General features: G+C 53.1%; 14 protein-coding genes and 2 tRNA genes. 15 read left to right on the plus strand and 1 reads right to left on the minus strand.

All coding sequences use genetic code 11. The features are described 5' to 3' along the window. Positions 1-40 precede the first annotated feature (40 nt). The 15 genes from folP to FD744_RS13870 all read left to right on the plus strand — a co-directional run bounded on the left by folP (position 41) and on the right by FD744_RS13870 (position 15,263). Positions 41-874 carry a dihydropteroate synthase gene (gene folP, locus FD744_RS13800; RefSeq protein ID WP_097118206.1) on the plus strand — a complete coding sequence of 278 codons (834 nt, stop codon included), beginning with the start codon at positions 41-43 and terminating at the stop codon, positions 872-874. A 3-nt stretch (positions 875-877) separates the two neighbouring features. Next, a complete protein-coding gene (gene glmM / locus FD744_RS13805) occupies positions 878-2,212 on the plus strand; it encodes a phosphoglucosamine mutase (RefSeq protein ID WP_034826534.1) in 1,335 nt (444 codons plus the stop codon). A gap of 217 nt (positions 2,213-2,429) precedes the next feature. After that, positions 2,430-2,765, plus strand: coding sequence for a preprotein translocase subunit SecG (gene secG / locus FD744_RS13810; RefSeq protein ID WP_034826531.1), 336 nt, complete (start codon positions 2,430-2,432; stop codon positions 2,763-2,765). A gap of 46 nt (positions 2,766-2,811) precedes the next feature. After that, positions 2,812-2,898: transfer RNA gene (locus tag FD744_RS13815), tRNA-Leu, on the plus strand. A gap of 59 nt (positions 2,899-2,957) precedes the next feature. Further along, positions 2,958-3,034 (plus strand) — tRNA-Met (locus FD744_RS13820). A gap of 212 nt (positions 3,035-3,246) precedes the next feature. After that, a complete protein-coding gene (rimP, locus tag FD744_RS13825; protein ID WP_034826528.1) occupies positions 3,247-3,699 on the plus strand; it encodes a ribosome maturation factor RimP in 453 nt (150 codons plus the stop codon). Between the two features lie 24 nt (positions 3,700-3,723). Next, a complete protein-coding gene (gene nusA / locus FD744_RS13830; RefSeq protein WP_034826526.1) occupies positions 3,724-5,211 on the plus strand; it encodes a transcription termination factor NusA in 1,488 nt (495 codons plus the stop codon). Positions 5,212-5,228: 17 nt separating this feature from the next. Continuing rightward, positions 5,229-7,919 carry a translation initiation factor IF-2 gene (gene infB / locus FD744_RS13835; protein ID WP_034826524.1) on the plus strand — a complete coding sequence of 897 codons (2,691 nt, stop codon included), beginning with the start codon at positions 5,229-5,231 and terminating at the stop codon, positions 7,917-7,919. 66 nt (positions 7,920-7,985) lie between these two features. Continuing rightward, positions 7,986-8,393, plus strand: coding sequence for a 30S ribosome-binding factor RbfA (rbfA, locus tag FD744_RS13840; RefSeq protein WP_034826517.1), 408 nt, complete (start codon positions 7,986-7,988; stop codon positions 8,391-8,393). Then, positions 8,393-9,337 carry a tRNA pseudouridine(55) synthase TruB gene (gene truB, locus FD744_RS13845; protein WP_160868489.1) on the plus strand — a complete coding sequence of 315 codons (945 nt, stop codon included), beginning with the start codon at positions 8,393-8,395 and terminating at the stop codon, positions 9,335-9,337. Before rbfA ends, truB begins: the two co-directional genes overlap by 1 nt. Before the next feature lie 135 nt (positions 9,338-9,472). Then, a complete protein-coding gene (rpsO, locus tag FD744_RS13850) occupies positions 9,473-9,742 on the plus strand; it encodes a 30S ribosomal protein S15 (RefSeq protein ID WP_034826514.1) in 270 nt (89 codons plus the stop codon). Positions 9,743-10,053: 311 nt separating this feature from the next. Further along, entirely contained in the window at positions 10,054-12,189 is a 2,136-nt protein-coding gene (pnp, locus tag FD744_RS13855) for a polyribonucleotide nucleotidyltransferase (RefSeq protein ID WP_097118208.1), read from the plus strand. Positions 12,190-12,318: 129 nt separating this feature from the next. Further along, entirely contained in the window at positions 12,319-13,203 is an 885-nt protein-coding gene (nlpI, locus tag FD744_RS13860) for a lipoprotein NlpI (protein ID WP_008104288.1), read from the plus strand. Positions 13,204-13,306: 103 nt separating this feature from the next. Beyond that, entirely contained in the window at positions 13,307-13,363 is a 57-nt protein-coding gene (yrbN, locus tag FD744_RS25975) for a protein YrbN (protein WP_100229640.1), read from the plus strand. Between the two features lie 16 nt (positions 13,364-13,379). Further along, positions 13,380-15,263, plus strand: a complete 1,884-nt coding sequence (locus FD744_RS13870; RefSeq protein ID WP_160868490.1) for a DEAD/DEAH family ATP-dependent RNA helicase — start codon at positions 13,380-13,382, stop codon at positions 15,261-15,263. Between the two features lie 68 nt (positions 15,264-15,331). On the opposite strand, the gene FD744_RS13875 is transcribed toward FD744_RS13870, so the two are convergent. Beyond that, complete coding sequence (locus FD744_RS13875; protein ID WP_034826502.1) at positions 15,332-16,078, minus strand: SDR family NAD(P)-dependent oxidoreductase; 747 nt, start codon at positions 16,076-16,078, stop codon at positions 15,332-15,334. Positions 16,079-16,196: the final 118 nt, after the last annotated feature.

Raw genomic sequence — 16,196 nt, forward strand, 5'->3', positions numbered from 1 at the left:
TACATTCAGTGATACCGTGATTCCCAAGGAGATTCCCGCCATGAAGTTGTTCGCCCGTGATTCCCATCTCGATCTGTCGTTTCCCCATGTGATGGGTATTTTGAATGTCACGCCGGACTCCTTCTCTGATGGCGGAACACACAACACATTGGTGGATGCGCTGACCCATACCAATGAGATGGTGAATGCGGGCGCAACCATCATCGATGTCGGCGGGGAATCTACGCGGCCAGGTGCCGATGAAGTCAGCGTAGATGAAGAGTTAGCGCGCGTGATTCCGGTGGTGGAAGCCATCGCCCAGCGTTTTGAAGTGTGGATTTCTGTTGATACTTCAAAGCCAGAGGTGATCCGTGAATCGGCGCGAGTGGGTGCTCACATCATTAATGATATTCGTTCACTGTCAGAACCGGGTGCATTGGCAGCGGCAGCGGAGACCGGTCTGCCGGTATGCCTGATGCACATGCAGGGCGAACCGCGCACTATGCAGCAAGCACCTGAATATCAGAATATCGTGGGTGAAGTGGACGCTTACTTCCAGGCACAGATTGCACGTTGCGAAGCGGCAGGCATTAAAAAAGAGAATCTGTTGCTCGACCCTGGCTTCGGTTTCGGTAAGAATCTCAACCACAATTATCAACTGCTGGCTGAACTCAGCCATTTCCACCATTTTGGCTTACCGCTATTGGTCGGAATGTCGCGCAAATCGATGATTGGCCAGCTGTTAAATGTCGGTCCGACGCAGCGTCTGACCGGCAGCCTGAGCTGTGCGGTGATTGCCGCTATGCAGGGCGCACAAATTATTCGCGTGCATGATGTGAAAGAGACTGTCGAAGCGATGCGTATTGTTGAAGCGACACGGAGAGCAAAAGGATAAAGCATGAGTAATCGTAAATATTTCGGTACAGATGGTATTCGTGGCAAGGTCGGTGAAGCACCGATTACCCCTGATTTTGTCCTAAAGCTGGGTTTTGCTGCGGGTAAGGTTCTGGCGCGCTCTGGATCACGTAAGGTATTAATTGGTAAAGATACGCGTATTTCTGGCTACATGCTGGAATCGGCACTGGAAGCGGGCCTGGCTGCTGCTGGTTTGTCGGCGGCCTTTACCGGGCCTATGCCAACCCCCGCGATTGCCTATCTGACACGTACCTTCCGTGCAGAAGCCGGTATCGTGATCTCTGCATCGCATAACCCCTTCGACGATAACGGCATCAAATTTTTCTCTGCGGAAGGCACTAAATTGCCGGATGAAGTGGAAGAGGCCATCGAGCTTGAGTTAGAGAAGCCACTGACCTGCGTTGAGTCCGCTGAGTTGGGGCGCGCCAGCCGTATCGTTGATGCTGCTGGTCGTTATATCGAGTTCTGTAAAGGCACATTCCCGAGCGAGTTAAGTCTTAACGGTCTGAAAATCGTAGTGGATTGCGCCAACGGTGCGACCTATCACATTGCGCCTAATGTGCTGCGTGAATTAGGTGCCAAAGTGATTGCGATTGGCGTGCAGCCCGATGGCATGAACATCAACAAAGAGTGCGGCGCAACCGATCTCCGCATGCTGCAGCAGCGCGTGCTGGAAGAGAAGGCCGATTTGGGCCTTGCTTACGATGGCGATGGCGACCGCATCATGATGGTGGATCATCTGGGCATGAAGGTCGATGGTGACCAGATTCTCTACATCATCGCACGTGAAGCCTTGCGTCAGGGGCAACTGCGCGGCGGCGTGGTGGGTACGTTGATGAGTAATATGGGGCTGGAACTGGCGTTGAAACAGCTGGGTATTCCTTTCACACGTGCCAAAGTGGGTGACCGCTACGTGCTGGAAAAAATGCAGGAGAAGGGCTGGCGCATGGGGGCTGAAAACTCCGGGCATGTCATTCTGTTGGATAAAATCAGCACTGGCGATGGCATTGTGGCAAGTTTGCAAGTACTCACTGCTATCGTGCGTAATCACATGAGTCTGCATGATTTGTGCAGTGGCATGAAAATGCTGCCGCAGATTCTGGTGAATGTGCGCTTCAGCGGCAGTCATGATCCTCTTGAATCCGAGAGCGTTAAGGCTGTCAGCGCTGAAGTGGAGAAAACGCTAGCAGGGCGCGGTCGTGTGCTGCTGCGTAAATCGGGCACTGAGCCGCTGATTCGCGTGATGGTCGAGGGTGAAGATGAAGCGTTAGTCACCGAGCTGGCGCATAAAATTGCTGATGCGGTGAAAGCGGTCTAAGCGTGTTAACAGGCGGCGAGATTTCGACTTTCCGCCTGTTAAATCACCATCCTGGCGCTTTTTTCCGCAATCAATAAGGTTCGTGAAAATTGCGCTTGCAGAGGTATGTCCCATTGGTTAGTATTCACACCCGCTTCTGATGGGTGATGACGATACTCCCCGTCAATATTGGTGAAGCTTTAACTGTGCGGATAACGCGCAAGGAAACAGGTTGATTATGTACGAAGCTCTGTTAGTTGTTTTCCTTATTGTTGCGATTGGCCTCGTGGGTCTGATCATGCTTCAGCAAGGCAAAGGCGCTGATATGGGAGCCTCATTCGGTGCAGGCGCCTCTGGTACACTGTTCGGTTCAAACGGGTCTGGTAATTTCATGACACGTATGACGGCAGTACTGGCGACCCTGTTCTTCATCATCAGCTTGATTCTGGGCAATCTGAACACGAACAAGTCTTCTAAAGGAAGCGAGTGGGAAAACCTCACTGCGCCAGCTCAGTCTGAACAGCAGACTCAGCCAGCTAAACCGGCAACCCCGGGCAATGATATCCCGCAGTAACATCGTCAATGCTTTAGCGGCAACATAACGTCGCAGTCAGTGCAGTACCGAGGTGGTGAAATTGGTAGACACGCTACCTTGAGGTGGTAGTGCTCGAAAGGGCTTACGGGTTCAAGTCCCGTCCTCGGTACCAAATCTCAGTAAAACTTGCTTTTTAAGCAAGGTCGGCGTATTATTCGCCACGTTTTCGGACGCGGGGTGGAGCAGCCTGGTAGCTCGTCGGGCTCATAACCCGAAGGTCGTCGGTTCAAATCCGGCCCCCGCAACCACTTTCCCTTAGAGTTCTTTTTCAAATATACTGTATGCATCGACGGACGCATCCTCAGTGTTTTTTTGAAAAAAATTCTTTTGGATTGTGTGCCGATGCCGCTCTGCGGCGTACAGGGTCCAGTGATAAAAAGCCCCGAATTTTCGGGGTTTTTTGTTATCAGGAATCGCAATACTGGGCTATAGGCCCTTTTTTTATGTCTTGGGGGTGGGCTTGTCCACATTAGAGCAAAAATTGACTGATTTGATCACCGCTCCAGTAGAAGCGCTTGGCTACGAATTGGTCGGTATCGAATTCGTTCGCGGTCGCACATCGACTTTGCGCATCTATATTGATAGTGAGAATGGTATCAATGTTGATGATTGTGCCGATGTTAGCCACCAGGTCAGCGCGGTAATGGATGTGGAAGATCCCATTACGGTGGCTTACAACCTTGAAGTCTCCTCGCCAGGTCTCGAGCGTCCTCTTTTCACTGCTGAACACTATGCACGTTTCGCCGGTGATGAGGTGAGCCTGACACTGCGTATGGCCGTACAGAACCGCCGTAAATGGCAGGGGATCATCAAATCCGTGGAAGGTGAGATGATCACGGTAACCGTTGAGGGTAACGATGAGGTGTTCGCGCTGAGTAATATTCAGAAAGCGAACCTGGTCCCCCACTTTTAAAAGTCCGGATTGAGGCTAACCAGGATGAACAAAGAGATCTTAGCTGTAGTAGAAGCCGTTTCTAACGAAAAAGCCCTGCCACGTGAGAAAATCTTCGAAGCGCTTGAGAGCGCTTTGGCCACTGCGACTAAAAAGAAGTATGAGCAAGAGATCGAAGTGCGCGTCAGCATTGACCGTCGCAGCGGTGATTTCGATACTTTCCGTCGCTGGCAGATTGTGGAAGAAGTAACACAGCCGACTCGTGAAATTACGCTGGATGCGGCCCGCTTTGAAGACGAAGCGTTCAATCTGGGCGAATACGTTGAAGATCAGATCGAATCTGTCACCTTCGACCGTATCACCACCCAAACCGCTAAACAGGTTATCGTGCAGAAAGTCCGTGAGGCTGAGCGCGCGATGGTGGTTGATCAGTTCCGTCAACACGAAGGTGAAATCATCACCGGCGTGGTGAAGAAAGTAAACCGCGACAGCATCTCACTCGATCTGGGCAGCAATGCTGAAGCCGTGATCGGACGCGAAGATATGCTGCCACGTGAAAACTTCCGCCCAGGCGACCGTATTCGCGGCGTGTTATATGCCGTTCGCCCGGAAGCGCGTGGTGCACAGCTGTTTGTCACCCGTTCTAAGCCAGAAATGCTGATCGAACTGTTCCGCATTGAGGTGCCAGAAATCGGTGAAGAAGTTATCGAGATCAAAGCGGCAGCGCGCGATCCAGGTTCACGCGCCAAAATCGCGGTGAAAACCAACGATAAACGTATTGATCCGGTAGGTGCTTGTGTGGGTATGCGCGGTGCGCGCGTCCAGGCTGTATCAAGCGAGCTGGGTGGCGAGCGTATTGATATCGTGCTGTGGGACGATAACCCGGCACAATTCGTCATTAACGCCATGGCGCCAGCCGATGTGGCGTCAATTGTGGTGGATGAAGACAATCACACCATGGATATCGCTGTTGAAGCCGGCAATCTGGCTCAGGCGATCGGCCGTAACGGCCAAAACGTGCGTCTGGCTTCCCAACTGAGTGGTTGGGAACTGAACGTGATGACCGTCGATGATCTGCAGGCTAAGCATCAGGCTGAAGCCCACGCAGCGATCGATATGTTCACCAAACATCTCGACATCGACGAAGAGTTCGCCACCGTACTGGTGGAAGAGGGCTTCTCTTCGCTGGAAGAATTGGCTTATGTGCCAATCAACGAGTTGCTGGAAATCGACGGCCTCGACGAAGAGACCATTGAAGCCCTGCGTGAACGAGCAAAAAATGCGTTGACCACCCTGGCATTAGCGAAAGAAGAGAGCCTTGGTAATCAGGAGCCCGCTGAGGATCTTCTGAATCTTGAGGGCCTGGATCGTGCGCTGGCGTATCGCCTGGCGTCCAAAGGCGTTTGCACGCTGGAAGATCTCGCTGAGCAAGGTGTTGACGATCTGACAGATATTGAAGGGCTGGATGATGAGAAGGCCGGTGCGCTGATTATGGCTGCACGTAATATCTGCTGGTTCGGCGATGACGCGTAATAACAGGAAGGAACAGCATGACAGATGTAACCGTAAAATCGCTGGCCGCCGAAATTCAGACTCCGGTCGATCGCCTGGTACAGCAATTTGCTGACGCAGGGATCCGTAAGTCTGAGAACGATGCAGTGTCCCAGCAAGAGAAAGAAACCTTACTGTCCCACTTGAATCGTGAGCACGGTCAGACCGGTTCAAGTAAACTGACATTACAGCGCAAAACGCGCAGCACCTTGAATATTCCCGTCACCGGGGGTAAAAGTAAGTCGGTGCAAATCGAAGTCCGCAAAAAACGCACATACGTGAAAGGTGATGCTGAGTCTGAGCAAGCTCAGGCAGAAGCTGAAGCCGAGGCGCAGCGTGAAGCGGAAGAGCAGGCGCGTCGCGAGGCGGAAGAACAAGCCCGTCGCGAAGCTGAACAAAAAGCGCAACGTGAAGCCGAAGATAAAGCCAAGCGCGAAGCCGCTGAAAAGGCCAAGCGTGAAGCAGCGGAAAATGAGAAAGTGACTAATCAACCTACCGATGAAGTAACCAAGGCTGCGCAGTCTGATAAGGCGCGTCGTGAAGCCGAAGCGGCTGATCTGAAACGCAAAGCGGAAGAAGAAGCACGCCGTAAGCTGGAAGAAGATGCTCGCCGTGTGGCAGAAGAAGCCCGCCGCCTGGCTGAAGAGAAATCAGCTGAATGGGAAAAACCAGAGGAAGAAGACAAAGGCGACTACCATGTCACCACTTCCACTCATGCCCGTCAGGCTGAAGACGAAAACGACCGCGAAGTTGAAGGCGGACGTGGACGTGCGCGTACCACCAAAGCAGCGCGCCCAGCCAAAAAAGGCAACAAGCATTCTGAAGCGAAAACTGATCGCGAAGAAGCGCGTGCGCAGTTCCGTGGTGGAAAAGGTGGTAAAAACCGTAAGCCAAGCGCATTGCAGCAGGGCTTCAACAAACCCGTTCAGGCTGTTAACCGTGATGTGATCATCGGCGAAACCATTACTGTTGCCGAACTGGCAAACAAAATGGCGGTGAAAGGCTCACTGGTTATCAAAGCGATGATGAAAATGGGCGCAATGGCGACCATTAACCAAGTCATCGACCAGGAAACAGCCCAGTTGGTTGCGGAAGAAATGGGTCACAAAGTGATCCTGCGCCGCGAGAACGAACTGGAAGAAGCGGTGATGGACGATCGTGATACCGATGCAGCGCAGGAGTCACGCGCTCCGGTGGTCACTATCATGGGTCACGTTGACCATGGTAAAACCTCGCTGCTGGACTATATCCGCTCAACCAAAGTCGCCTCAGGCGAGGCTGGCGGTATTACACAGCATATCGGTGCTTACCACGTTGAAACTGACAACGGTATGGTAACCTTCCTGGATACCCCGGGCCACGCCGCGTTTACCGCGATGCGTGCACGTGGTGCGCAGGCAACGGATATCGTTATTCTGGTGGTTGCTGCCGATGACGGCGTGATGCCACAGACTATCGAAGCCATCCAGCACGCCAAAGCGGCCAAAGTGCCGGTTGTGGTTGCGGTGAACAAGATTGATAAGCCAGAAGCAGACCCGGATCGCGTGAAGAATGAACTGACCCAGTACGGAATCATTCCGGAAGAGTGGGGCGGTGAAAACATGTTCGTTAACGTCTCTGCGAAAGCGGGTACCGGTATTGATGACCTGCTGAATGCGATTCTGCTGCAGGCTGAAGTGCTGGAACTGACCGCCATTCGTGAAGGTATGGCGAGCGGCGTGGTTATCGAATCCTTCCTCGACAAAGGTCGTGGCCCGGTTGCGACCGTGCTGGTGCGTGAAGGTACGCTGAACAAAGGCGATATCGTACTGTGCGGCTTCGAATACGGCCGTGTCCGTGCGATGCGTGACGAACTGGGTCGTGAAGTGCTGGAAGCGGGTCCATCCATTCCAGTGGAAATCCTCGGTCTGTCTGGTGTGCCAGCAGCGGGTGATGAAGCGACTGTTGTGCGTGATGAGAAGAAAGCACGTGAAGTTGCACTGTATCGTCAGGGCAAATTCCGCGAAGTGAAACTGGCGCGTCAGCAGAAGTCGAAGTTGGAGAACATGTTCGCCAACATGACCGAAGGCGAAGTGTCCGAGCTGAACATCGTGCTGAAGTCCGACGTACAGGGTTCGGTGGAAGCGATCTCCGACTCGCTGCTGAAACTCTCCACCGACGAAGTGAAGGTGAAGATTATCGGTTCGGGCGTGGGTGGTATCACCGAAACCGACGCGACCCTGGCAGCGGCTTCCAACGCCATCATCCTCGGCTTTAACGTCCGTGCTGACGCTTCTGCGCGTCGCGTGATTGACGCTGAAAACGTGGACCTGCGCTACTACTCCGTTATCTATAATCTGATTGACGAAGTAAAAGCAGCCATGAGCGGCATGCTGGCACCGGAATTCAAACAGCAGATCATTGGTCTGGCCGAAGTGCGTGACGTGTTCAAGTCACCGAAATTTGGCGCCATTGCTGGCTGTATGGTCACCGAAGGCAACATCAAACGTCACAACCCGATTCGCGTACTGCGCGACAACGTGGTGATTTACGAAGGCGAGCTGGAATCTCTGCGTCGCTTTAAAGACGATGTCAACGAAGTGCGTAACGGCATGGAGTGTGGTATCGGCGTGAAGAACTACAACGACGTTCGCGTTGGTGACATGATCGAAGTCTTTGAAGTGATTGAAATTAAACGCACCATCGATTGATCATCACTTGATGTGTTGCAATTTGGGAGGCCTCTGGCCTCCCGAATTATTTGGGAGAAAGAAAAAATGGCAAAAGAATTTGGCCGCCCACAGCGCGTATCTCAGGAACTGCAGAAAGAAATCGCAATTATCCTGCAACGTGAAATTAAAGACCCGCGCCTCGGCATGATGGTAACGGTATCCGGCGTAGAAGTGTCACGCGACCTGGCGTATGCCAAAGTCTTCGTGACCTTTTTGAATGATCAGGATGAAGATGCGGTAAAAAATGGCCTGAAAGCGCTGAAAGAAGCCTCAGGTTATATCCGTATTCTGGTGGGGAAAGCGATGCGTCTGCGTATCGTACCTGAACTGACCTTCTTCTATGACAACTCGCTGATCGAAGGGATGCGCATGTCTAACCTGGTCAGCAACGTGATCAAAAGTGACGTTGAGCGTCGTGGCGAAAGCCCGGCGGAAGATGACAAGGAGGACTAATGAGTCGTCCTCGTCGTCGCGGTCGCGACGTCCACGGTGTTTTTTTGCTGGATAAGCATCAGGGCGCATCCTCGAACGATGTGCTGCAGAAAGTGAAGCGTCTGTTCCATGCTAACAAAGCGGGTCACACGGGTGCGCTTGATCCCCTGGCAACAGGCATGCTGCCGATCTGCCTCGGTGAAGCGACGAAGTTCTCGCAGTTCCTGCTCGATTCCGATAAACGCTATCGCGTTATTGCCCGCCTCGGCGAGCGTACGGATACCTCAGACGCTGATGGCAATATCGTCGAAACGCGCCCGGTGACCTTCAATCAAGCCCAGCTTGATGCGGCGCTGGAGAGCTTCCGTGGTGACACCTTACAAGTACCCACCATGTTCTCTGCGTTGAAGTACCAGGGCCGCAAGCTGTATGAATACGCGCGTGAAGGCATTACCGTACCGCGTGAAGCACGTCCGATCACCGTATTTGAACTGCAGTTTATTCGCTGGGAAGGGGATGAGCTGGAGCTGGAAATTCACGTTTCCAAGGGCACTTATATTCGCACCATCATCGATGACCTCGGCGAGAAGCTCGGCTGCGGCGCACATGTGATTATGTTGCGTCGTTTGCAGGTGGCAAAGTATCCGATTGATCGCATGATCACCTTTGAGCAGTTGCAGGCGATGGCGGCTGAAGCCAACGCAGCAGAAACGCCAGACTACCGTGCACTGGATGCACTGCTGCTGCCAATGGATAGCCCTGCGGAGGAGTACCCCATCGTCAATTTGCTGCCCTCTGTCGCCGCTTATTTCAAGCAGGGGATGCCGGTGCAGGTGGCGAATGCGCCTGAACAGGGATTGGTGCGTGTTACCGAAGGTGAAGAACATAAATTTATCGGCATGGCAGAAATCGCTGAGGATGGGCGCGTGGCGCCGCGTCGTCTGGTGGTCGAGTATCCCGCCTAATCAACACATTCACGTTTGAGCTAACGGCGCATTTGCGTTGCAATCAGGCGAAGAGTAGAATAGCGCGGCTTTTAAAGCGGGCTGCTGAATTAGAGATCGGCACCCAACCATTCATTTATTATTTCGGAGTTTATTATGTCTCTAAGCGTAGAAGCTAAAGCAGAGATCGTTGCTAAATTCGGTCGTGGTGCTAACGACAGCGGTTCAACTGAAGTTCAGGTTGCTCTGCTGACTGCTCAGATTAACCACCTGCAGGGTCACTTCTCTGAGCACAAAAAAGACCACCACAGCCGTCGCGGTCTGCTGCGCATGGTATCTCAGCGTCGTAAGCTGCTGGACTACCTGAAGCGTAAAGACGTTGCACGTTACACCAGCCTGATCGAAACCCTGGGTCTGCGTCGCTAAGTCTGAAGAATCTGATCAACGATGTAGCACATGCACTATGCAGAAAAGCGCATCTGACGATCAGATTTGTGCGAGTTTCGCGAAAAGGGGGCCTTTATGGCCCCTTTTTTCGAGCAATCCGCAGCATTCCGTACCAAACTCATGTATTGTTGCTGAGAGTGATCTTTGCTTGCAGCGTTTCGCGCGGCTAATGAGAGGCTTTACCGCATGAGCGGTTGAAGATTGTCATTAGTCGCGAGGATGCAACTAAAGATCGGTAAACCCCGGCGAGCCAAAGAGCGCTCTGCCCCTCGAATTTAAGGACTTAAATTTTGCTGAACCCGATCGTACGCAAATTCCAATATGGTCAGCATACCGTCACGCTGGAAACCGGCATGATGGCGCGCCAGGCCACTGCAGCAGTTATGGCGAGCATGGACGACACCGCGGTATTCGTGACTGTTGTTGGCCAGAAAAAAACCAAACCAGGTCAGGATTTCTTCCCGCTGACGGTTAACTATCAGGAGCGTACTTACGCTGCTGGTCGTATCCCGGGTAGCTTCTTCCGTCGTGAAGGCCGTCCAAGCGAAGGCGAAACCCTGATTTCTCGTCTGATTGACCGTCCAGTGCGTCCACTGTTCCCGGAAGGTTTCATCAACGAAGTGCAGGTTATTGCGACCGTTGTGTCTGTTAACCCACAGGTTAACCCGGACATTGTTGCGATGATCGGCGCATCTGCCGCGCTGGCGCTGTCAGGCCTGCCATTCAACGGCCCAATCGGTGCAGCACGTGTGGGTTATATCAATGACCAGTACGTTCTGAACCCAACCGCTGATGAAATCAAAACTTCACGTCTGGACCTGGTGGTTGCAGGTACGCAGAACGCGGTTCTGATGGTTGAATCTGAAGCAGAAGTACTGACCGAAGACCAGATGCTGGGCGCGGTGGTGTTCGGCCACGATCAGCAGCAGGTTGTTATCGAAAACATCAACGCACTGGTTGCTGAAGCAGGCAAACCACGTTGGGACTGGCAGCCAGAGCCAGCGAACGATGCACTGATTGCACGTGTTGCTGCACTGGCAGAAGCCGGTATTGCTGATGCTTACCGCATCACTGATAAGCAAGAGCGTTACACTCAGGTTGGCGCAGTTAAAGACGCGACTATCGCTGCCCTTCAGGCTGAAGACGAAACGCTGGATGCTGGCGAAATCGCTGACATCGTTCACGATCTCGAGAAGAGCGTCGTGCGTAGCCGTATCATCCGTGGTGAGCCACGTATCGATGGCCGCGAAAAAGATATGATCCGTGGTCTGGATGTACGTACTGGCGTGCTGCCACGTACTCACGGTTCTTCTCTGTTCACCCGTGGTGAAACGCAGGCACTGGTTACCGCAACACTGGGTACCGCCCGTGATGCGCAGAACCTGGATGAGCTGATGGGCGAGCGTACTGATAGCTTCCTGTTCCACTATAACTTCCCTCCATACTCAGTGGGCGAAACCGGCATGGTTGGCTCACCGAAGCGTCGTGAAATTGGTCACGGTCGTCTGGCGAAGCGTGGCGTGCTGGCAGTGATGCCGAAGCAGGAAGAGTTCCCGTACACCGTCCGTGTGGTGTCAGAAATCACCGAATCTAACGGTTCTTCTTCAATGGCTTCTGTGTGTGGTGCTTCTCTGGCACTGATGGACGCAGGCGTACCGATCAAAGCAGCCGTAGCCGGTATCGCGATGGGTCTGGTCAAAGAAGACGAGAACTTCGTGGTTCTGTCTGACATCCTGGGCGATGAAGATCACCTCGGCGATATGGACTTCAAAGTAGCTGGCAGCCGCGACGGTATCACTGCGTTGCAGATGGATATCAAAATTGAAGGTATCACCCGTGAGATCATGCAGGTTGCACTGAATCAGGCTAAGGGCGCGCGTCTGCACATCCTGAGCGTGATGGAGCAGGCCATCAGCACCCCACGTCAGGAAATTTCTGAGTTCGCACCACGTATCTATACCATCAAGATCAGCTCAGACAAGATCAAAGATGTTATCGGTAAAGGCGGTTCTGTTATCCGTGCGCTGACCGAAGAAACCGGCACCACCATCGAAATTGAAGATGATGGCACTGTGAAGATTGCAGCAACCGACGGCAACAAAGCGAAAGAAGCGATTCGTCGTATTGAAGAGATCACCGCTGAAATCGAAGTGGGTCGTATCTACTCTGGTAAAGTGACGCGTATCGTTGATTTCGGTGCCTTCGTGGCAATCGGCGGCGGTAAAGAGGGTCTGGTCCATATCTCTCAGATCGCTGATAAGCGTGTTGAGAAAGTGACCGACTATCTGCAGATGGGTCAGGAAGTTCCAGTGAAAGTAATGGAAGTGGACCGTCAGGGCCGCGTACGCCTGAGCATCAAAGAAGCGACAGAGCAGAAACCAGCGGAAGAAACCCCTGCTGCAACGAATGCATCTGACGCCGAGTAAGCGTTTACTGATTGGCCTCTCCCTGCTTTTCGGGGAGAGGTATTTGGATCATCGCGAGGGCGGGAATCCTTGTGCACAGCAGGCGGATGACAGGATGGTTATCCCAATGTTTGTATTCGGGAGTGGGAAATGAAGCCTTTTTTGCGCTGGTGTTTTGTTGCGACAGCTATCACGCTGGCAGGATGCAGCAACTCCAATTGGCGTAAGAACGAAGTTCTGGCAGTACCTTTGCAGCCCACACTGCAGCAAGAGGTGATCCTGGCGCGAATGGAACAAATTCTTGCCAGTCGTGCTCTGACCGATGATGAACGCGCACAGCTATTATATGAGCGCGGAGTGTTGTATGATAGTTTGGGTCTGAGGGCATTAGCGCGGAACGATTTCTCGCAAGCGCTGTCTATAAGACCGGATATGCCTGAGGTGTTTAACTACCTCGGTATATACTTAACGCAGGCAGGCAATTTTGATGCTGCCTATGAAGCGTTTGATTCTGTACTTGAGCTTGATCCAACTTACAACTATGCGCATTTAAACCGTGGTATCGCCCTCTATTACGGCGGTCGATACAAGTTAGCGCAAGATGATCTGCTGGCGTTTTATCAAGACGATCCTAACGATCCTTTCCGCAGCCTTTGGCTCTATCTCGTTGAAAGCGATATGGATGCCGACAAGGCCAAAGTCACGCTGAGACAGCGACATGACAAAGCGGTCCGGGACCAATGGGGATGGAATATTGTCGAGTTCTACCTTGGCGACATCAGTGAAAAAACGCTGATGGAACGTCTCAAGGCGGACGCAACGGATAACACCTCGCTCGCTGAACATCTCAGTGAAACCAACTTCTATTTAGGTAAGTACTACCTAAGTCTGGGGGAGAAGGACGACGCGAAAGCGTTGTTCAAACTGGCGGTCGCTAACAATGTTAACAACTTTGTTGAGCACCGATACGCATTGTTGGAACTGGCGCAACTCGGCCAGACACAAGACGATTTATCAGAATCTGACCAGCAATAGCTGACGAACTTTTATTGCCTGAATACTTGTAAAGTCATCATCTTCGAGGTGAGGGCTTTTCTGTTCGTCAAAACTTCTAATTTGAGCCGGTTCACACTTTTTGATGAAAATGACTGAAAATTTTCACGACGAGTTATGTAGACTGGCCGCCGCAATCTAAGAGGCACGTGTACTACATGACTGATATTCAAACCACTTTTTCTGACCTTGGCCTGAACTCTGACATCCTCGAATCACTGAACGGTATGGGCTACGAAAAGCCATCTCCAATCCAGGCTGAGTGTATTCCTCACCTGCTGGCGGGCCGTGATGTGCTGGGTATGGCGCAGACCGGGAGTGGTAAAACAGCGGCATTCTCCCTGCCGTTACTGAACAACATTGATCCATCTGTCCGCGCACCACAGATCCTGGTGCTGGCTCCAACCCGTGAACTGGCTGTTCAGGTTGCTGAAGCCATGACGGAATTCTCTAAACACATGCGTGGCGTGAACGTGGTTGCCCTGTACGGCGGCCAGCGCTATGACGTTCAGCTGCGCGCACTGCGCCAGGGACCACAGGTTGTCGTAGGTACGCCTGGTCGTCTGCTGGATCACCTGAAACGCGGCACGTTAGATCTGTCTAACCTGCGCGGCCTGGTGCTGGACGAAGCTGATGAAATGCTGCGTATGGGCTTCATCGAAGACGTTGAAACCATCATGGCGCAGATCCCAGACGGTCATCAGACCGCGCTGTTCTCAGCGACCATGCCAGAAGCGATTCGTCGTATCACCAAACGCTTCATGAAAGATCCACAGGAAGTGCGCATTCAGTCAAGCCTGACCACGCGTCCTGACATTTCTCAGTCTTACTGGACCGCTTATGGCCGTAAAACTGACGCGCTGGTGCGTTTCCTGGAAGCGGAAGACTTTGATGCTGCCATCATCTTCGTGCGTACCAAAAACGCTACGCTGGAAGTGGCTGAAGCGCTGGAGCGCAGCGGCTATAACAGCGCAGCACTGAACGGTGACATGAACCAGGCTCTGCGTGAGCAGACACTGGAGCGCCTGAAAGATGGTCGTCTGGATATCCTGATCGCGACCGACGTTGCAGCACGTGGTCTGGACGTTGAGCGTATCAGCCTGGTTGTTAACTATGACATCCCAATGGATGCTGAGTCTTACGTTCACCGTATCGGTCGTACCGGTCGTGCGGGTCGTGCTGGCCGTGCGCTGCTGTTCGTTGAGAACCGCGAGCGTCGTCTGCTGCGTAACATCGAACGCACCATGAAGTTGACTATTCCAGAAGTTGAACTGCCAAATGCAGAACTGCTGAGCGAGCGCCGTCTGGCTAAATTCGCCGCCAAAGTACAGCTGCAGCTGGAAAGCAGCGATCTGGATATGTACCGTGCACTGCTGAGCAAAATGCAGCCGGGCGAAGATCTGGATCTCGAAACACTGGCCGCAGCACTGCTGAAAATGGCACAGGGCGAACGTCCACTGATTCTGCCACCAGAAGCACCACGCCCACCACGTCGTGAGTTCCGCGACCGCGATGATCGTCGTGATTCACGTGACTCACGTGGTCCACGCGAAAGCCGCGGTGACCGTGATGGCGCTCCACGTCGCGAACGTCGTGACGTTGGCGAAATGCAGCTGTACCGCATTGAAGTGGGCCGTGATGATGGTGTTGAAGTTCGCCATATCGTGGGCGCGATCGCTAACGAAGGCGACATCAGCAGCCGTTACATCGGTAACATCAAGCTGTTTGGTACGCACTCAACCATCGAGCTGCCTAAAGGTATGCCGGGCGAAGTTCTGCAGCACTTCACTCGCACGCGCATCCTGAACAAGCCGATGAACATGCAGTTGATGGGTGATGCTCCTGCGTTCGAGCGTAGCGAACGTCGTCCAGGCGGTCGTGATGGTGAGCGTCGTGGTAATGGCGCTCCGCGTGGCGAAGGTGCACCACGTCGCTTCTCTGAACGTCGTGAAGGTGGCCGTGAAGGCGGACGCTTCAACCGTGAAGGCGGTCGTGGCCCACGTCCAGAAGGTGCTTCTGCACCACGTCGTCGTGACGCGTAAGCGATAAAACGCTAAATAGTAAAAAGGGACGCCGCTGCGTCCCTTTTTTTATGTTCGTAAATTAAACGTTACACGCCGCCGGCAATTAACACCCGCTCTCCACTGACGTAGGCTGACTCTTCTGATGCCAGAAACAGGGCAACCTGCGCCACATCTTCCGGCAGACCAAACCGTCCCAACGGCGTAGCAGCGATCAGCTTCGCTTTGACATCCGGATTCATCTTCTTCGCTGCCAGTAAACCTTCGGTCAGGATGATTCCTGGTGCCAGCGCATTGACGCGAATATTACGTGGCCCCAATTCACGAGCCAGGCCCTGCGTTAAGGTATCAATTGCCCCTTTGGTTGCTGCCCATAACACCGATCCCGGTGTGCTGCGTTGGCTGTTAAGGGCGCTCAAGTTAATGATGGTGCCCCCGCGAGCCGGGAAATGTTTCGCCGCCTGCTGGCAGACCAGTAACGTGCCCAATACATTTACATTGAGCTGCTGCTGCATTTCACTGAGGCTGAGTTCGGCGAAATCGCCATGATGGAAAATACCGGCATTGTTGACCACGATATCCGGCGCGCCAAACTGCTCGATGCTGCGCGCGAATAAACGCTGCACATCGGCCTCGCGAGAGATATCTGCTTGTACCGCAATGGCATCGCTGCCCAGCTCGCAGATATCCGCAACCACATCTGCCGCACCCGCTTCATCCTGGCGGTAATTAACAATGACGCGAGCGCCGGCCGCTGCGAAAGTCATAGCAATGGCGGCGCCAATGCCTTTCGAGGCGCCCGTCACCAGCGCGATTTTGCCTTCAAGTGCTTTCATTGTGTCTCTCCACCTGAGAATTCGGGGAAGGGTAAGCATGCGCTGTCCATACAATTTTGCGGTAGCGCAATCCTGCAAGCTTTTTGCACAATCCTGCAAATGTGTTGTGCAGGGACTA

It is taken from the genome of Pantoea sp. Taur, assembly GCF_009830025.1.
Taxonomy (GTDB): domain Bacteria; phylum Pseudomonadota; class Gammaproteobacteria; order Enterobacterales; family Enterobacteriaceae; genus Pantoea; species Pantoea communis.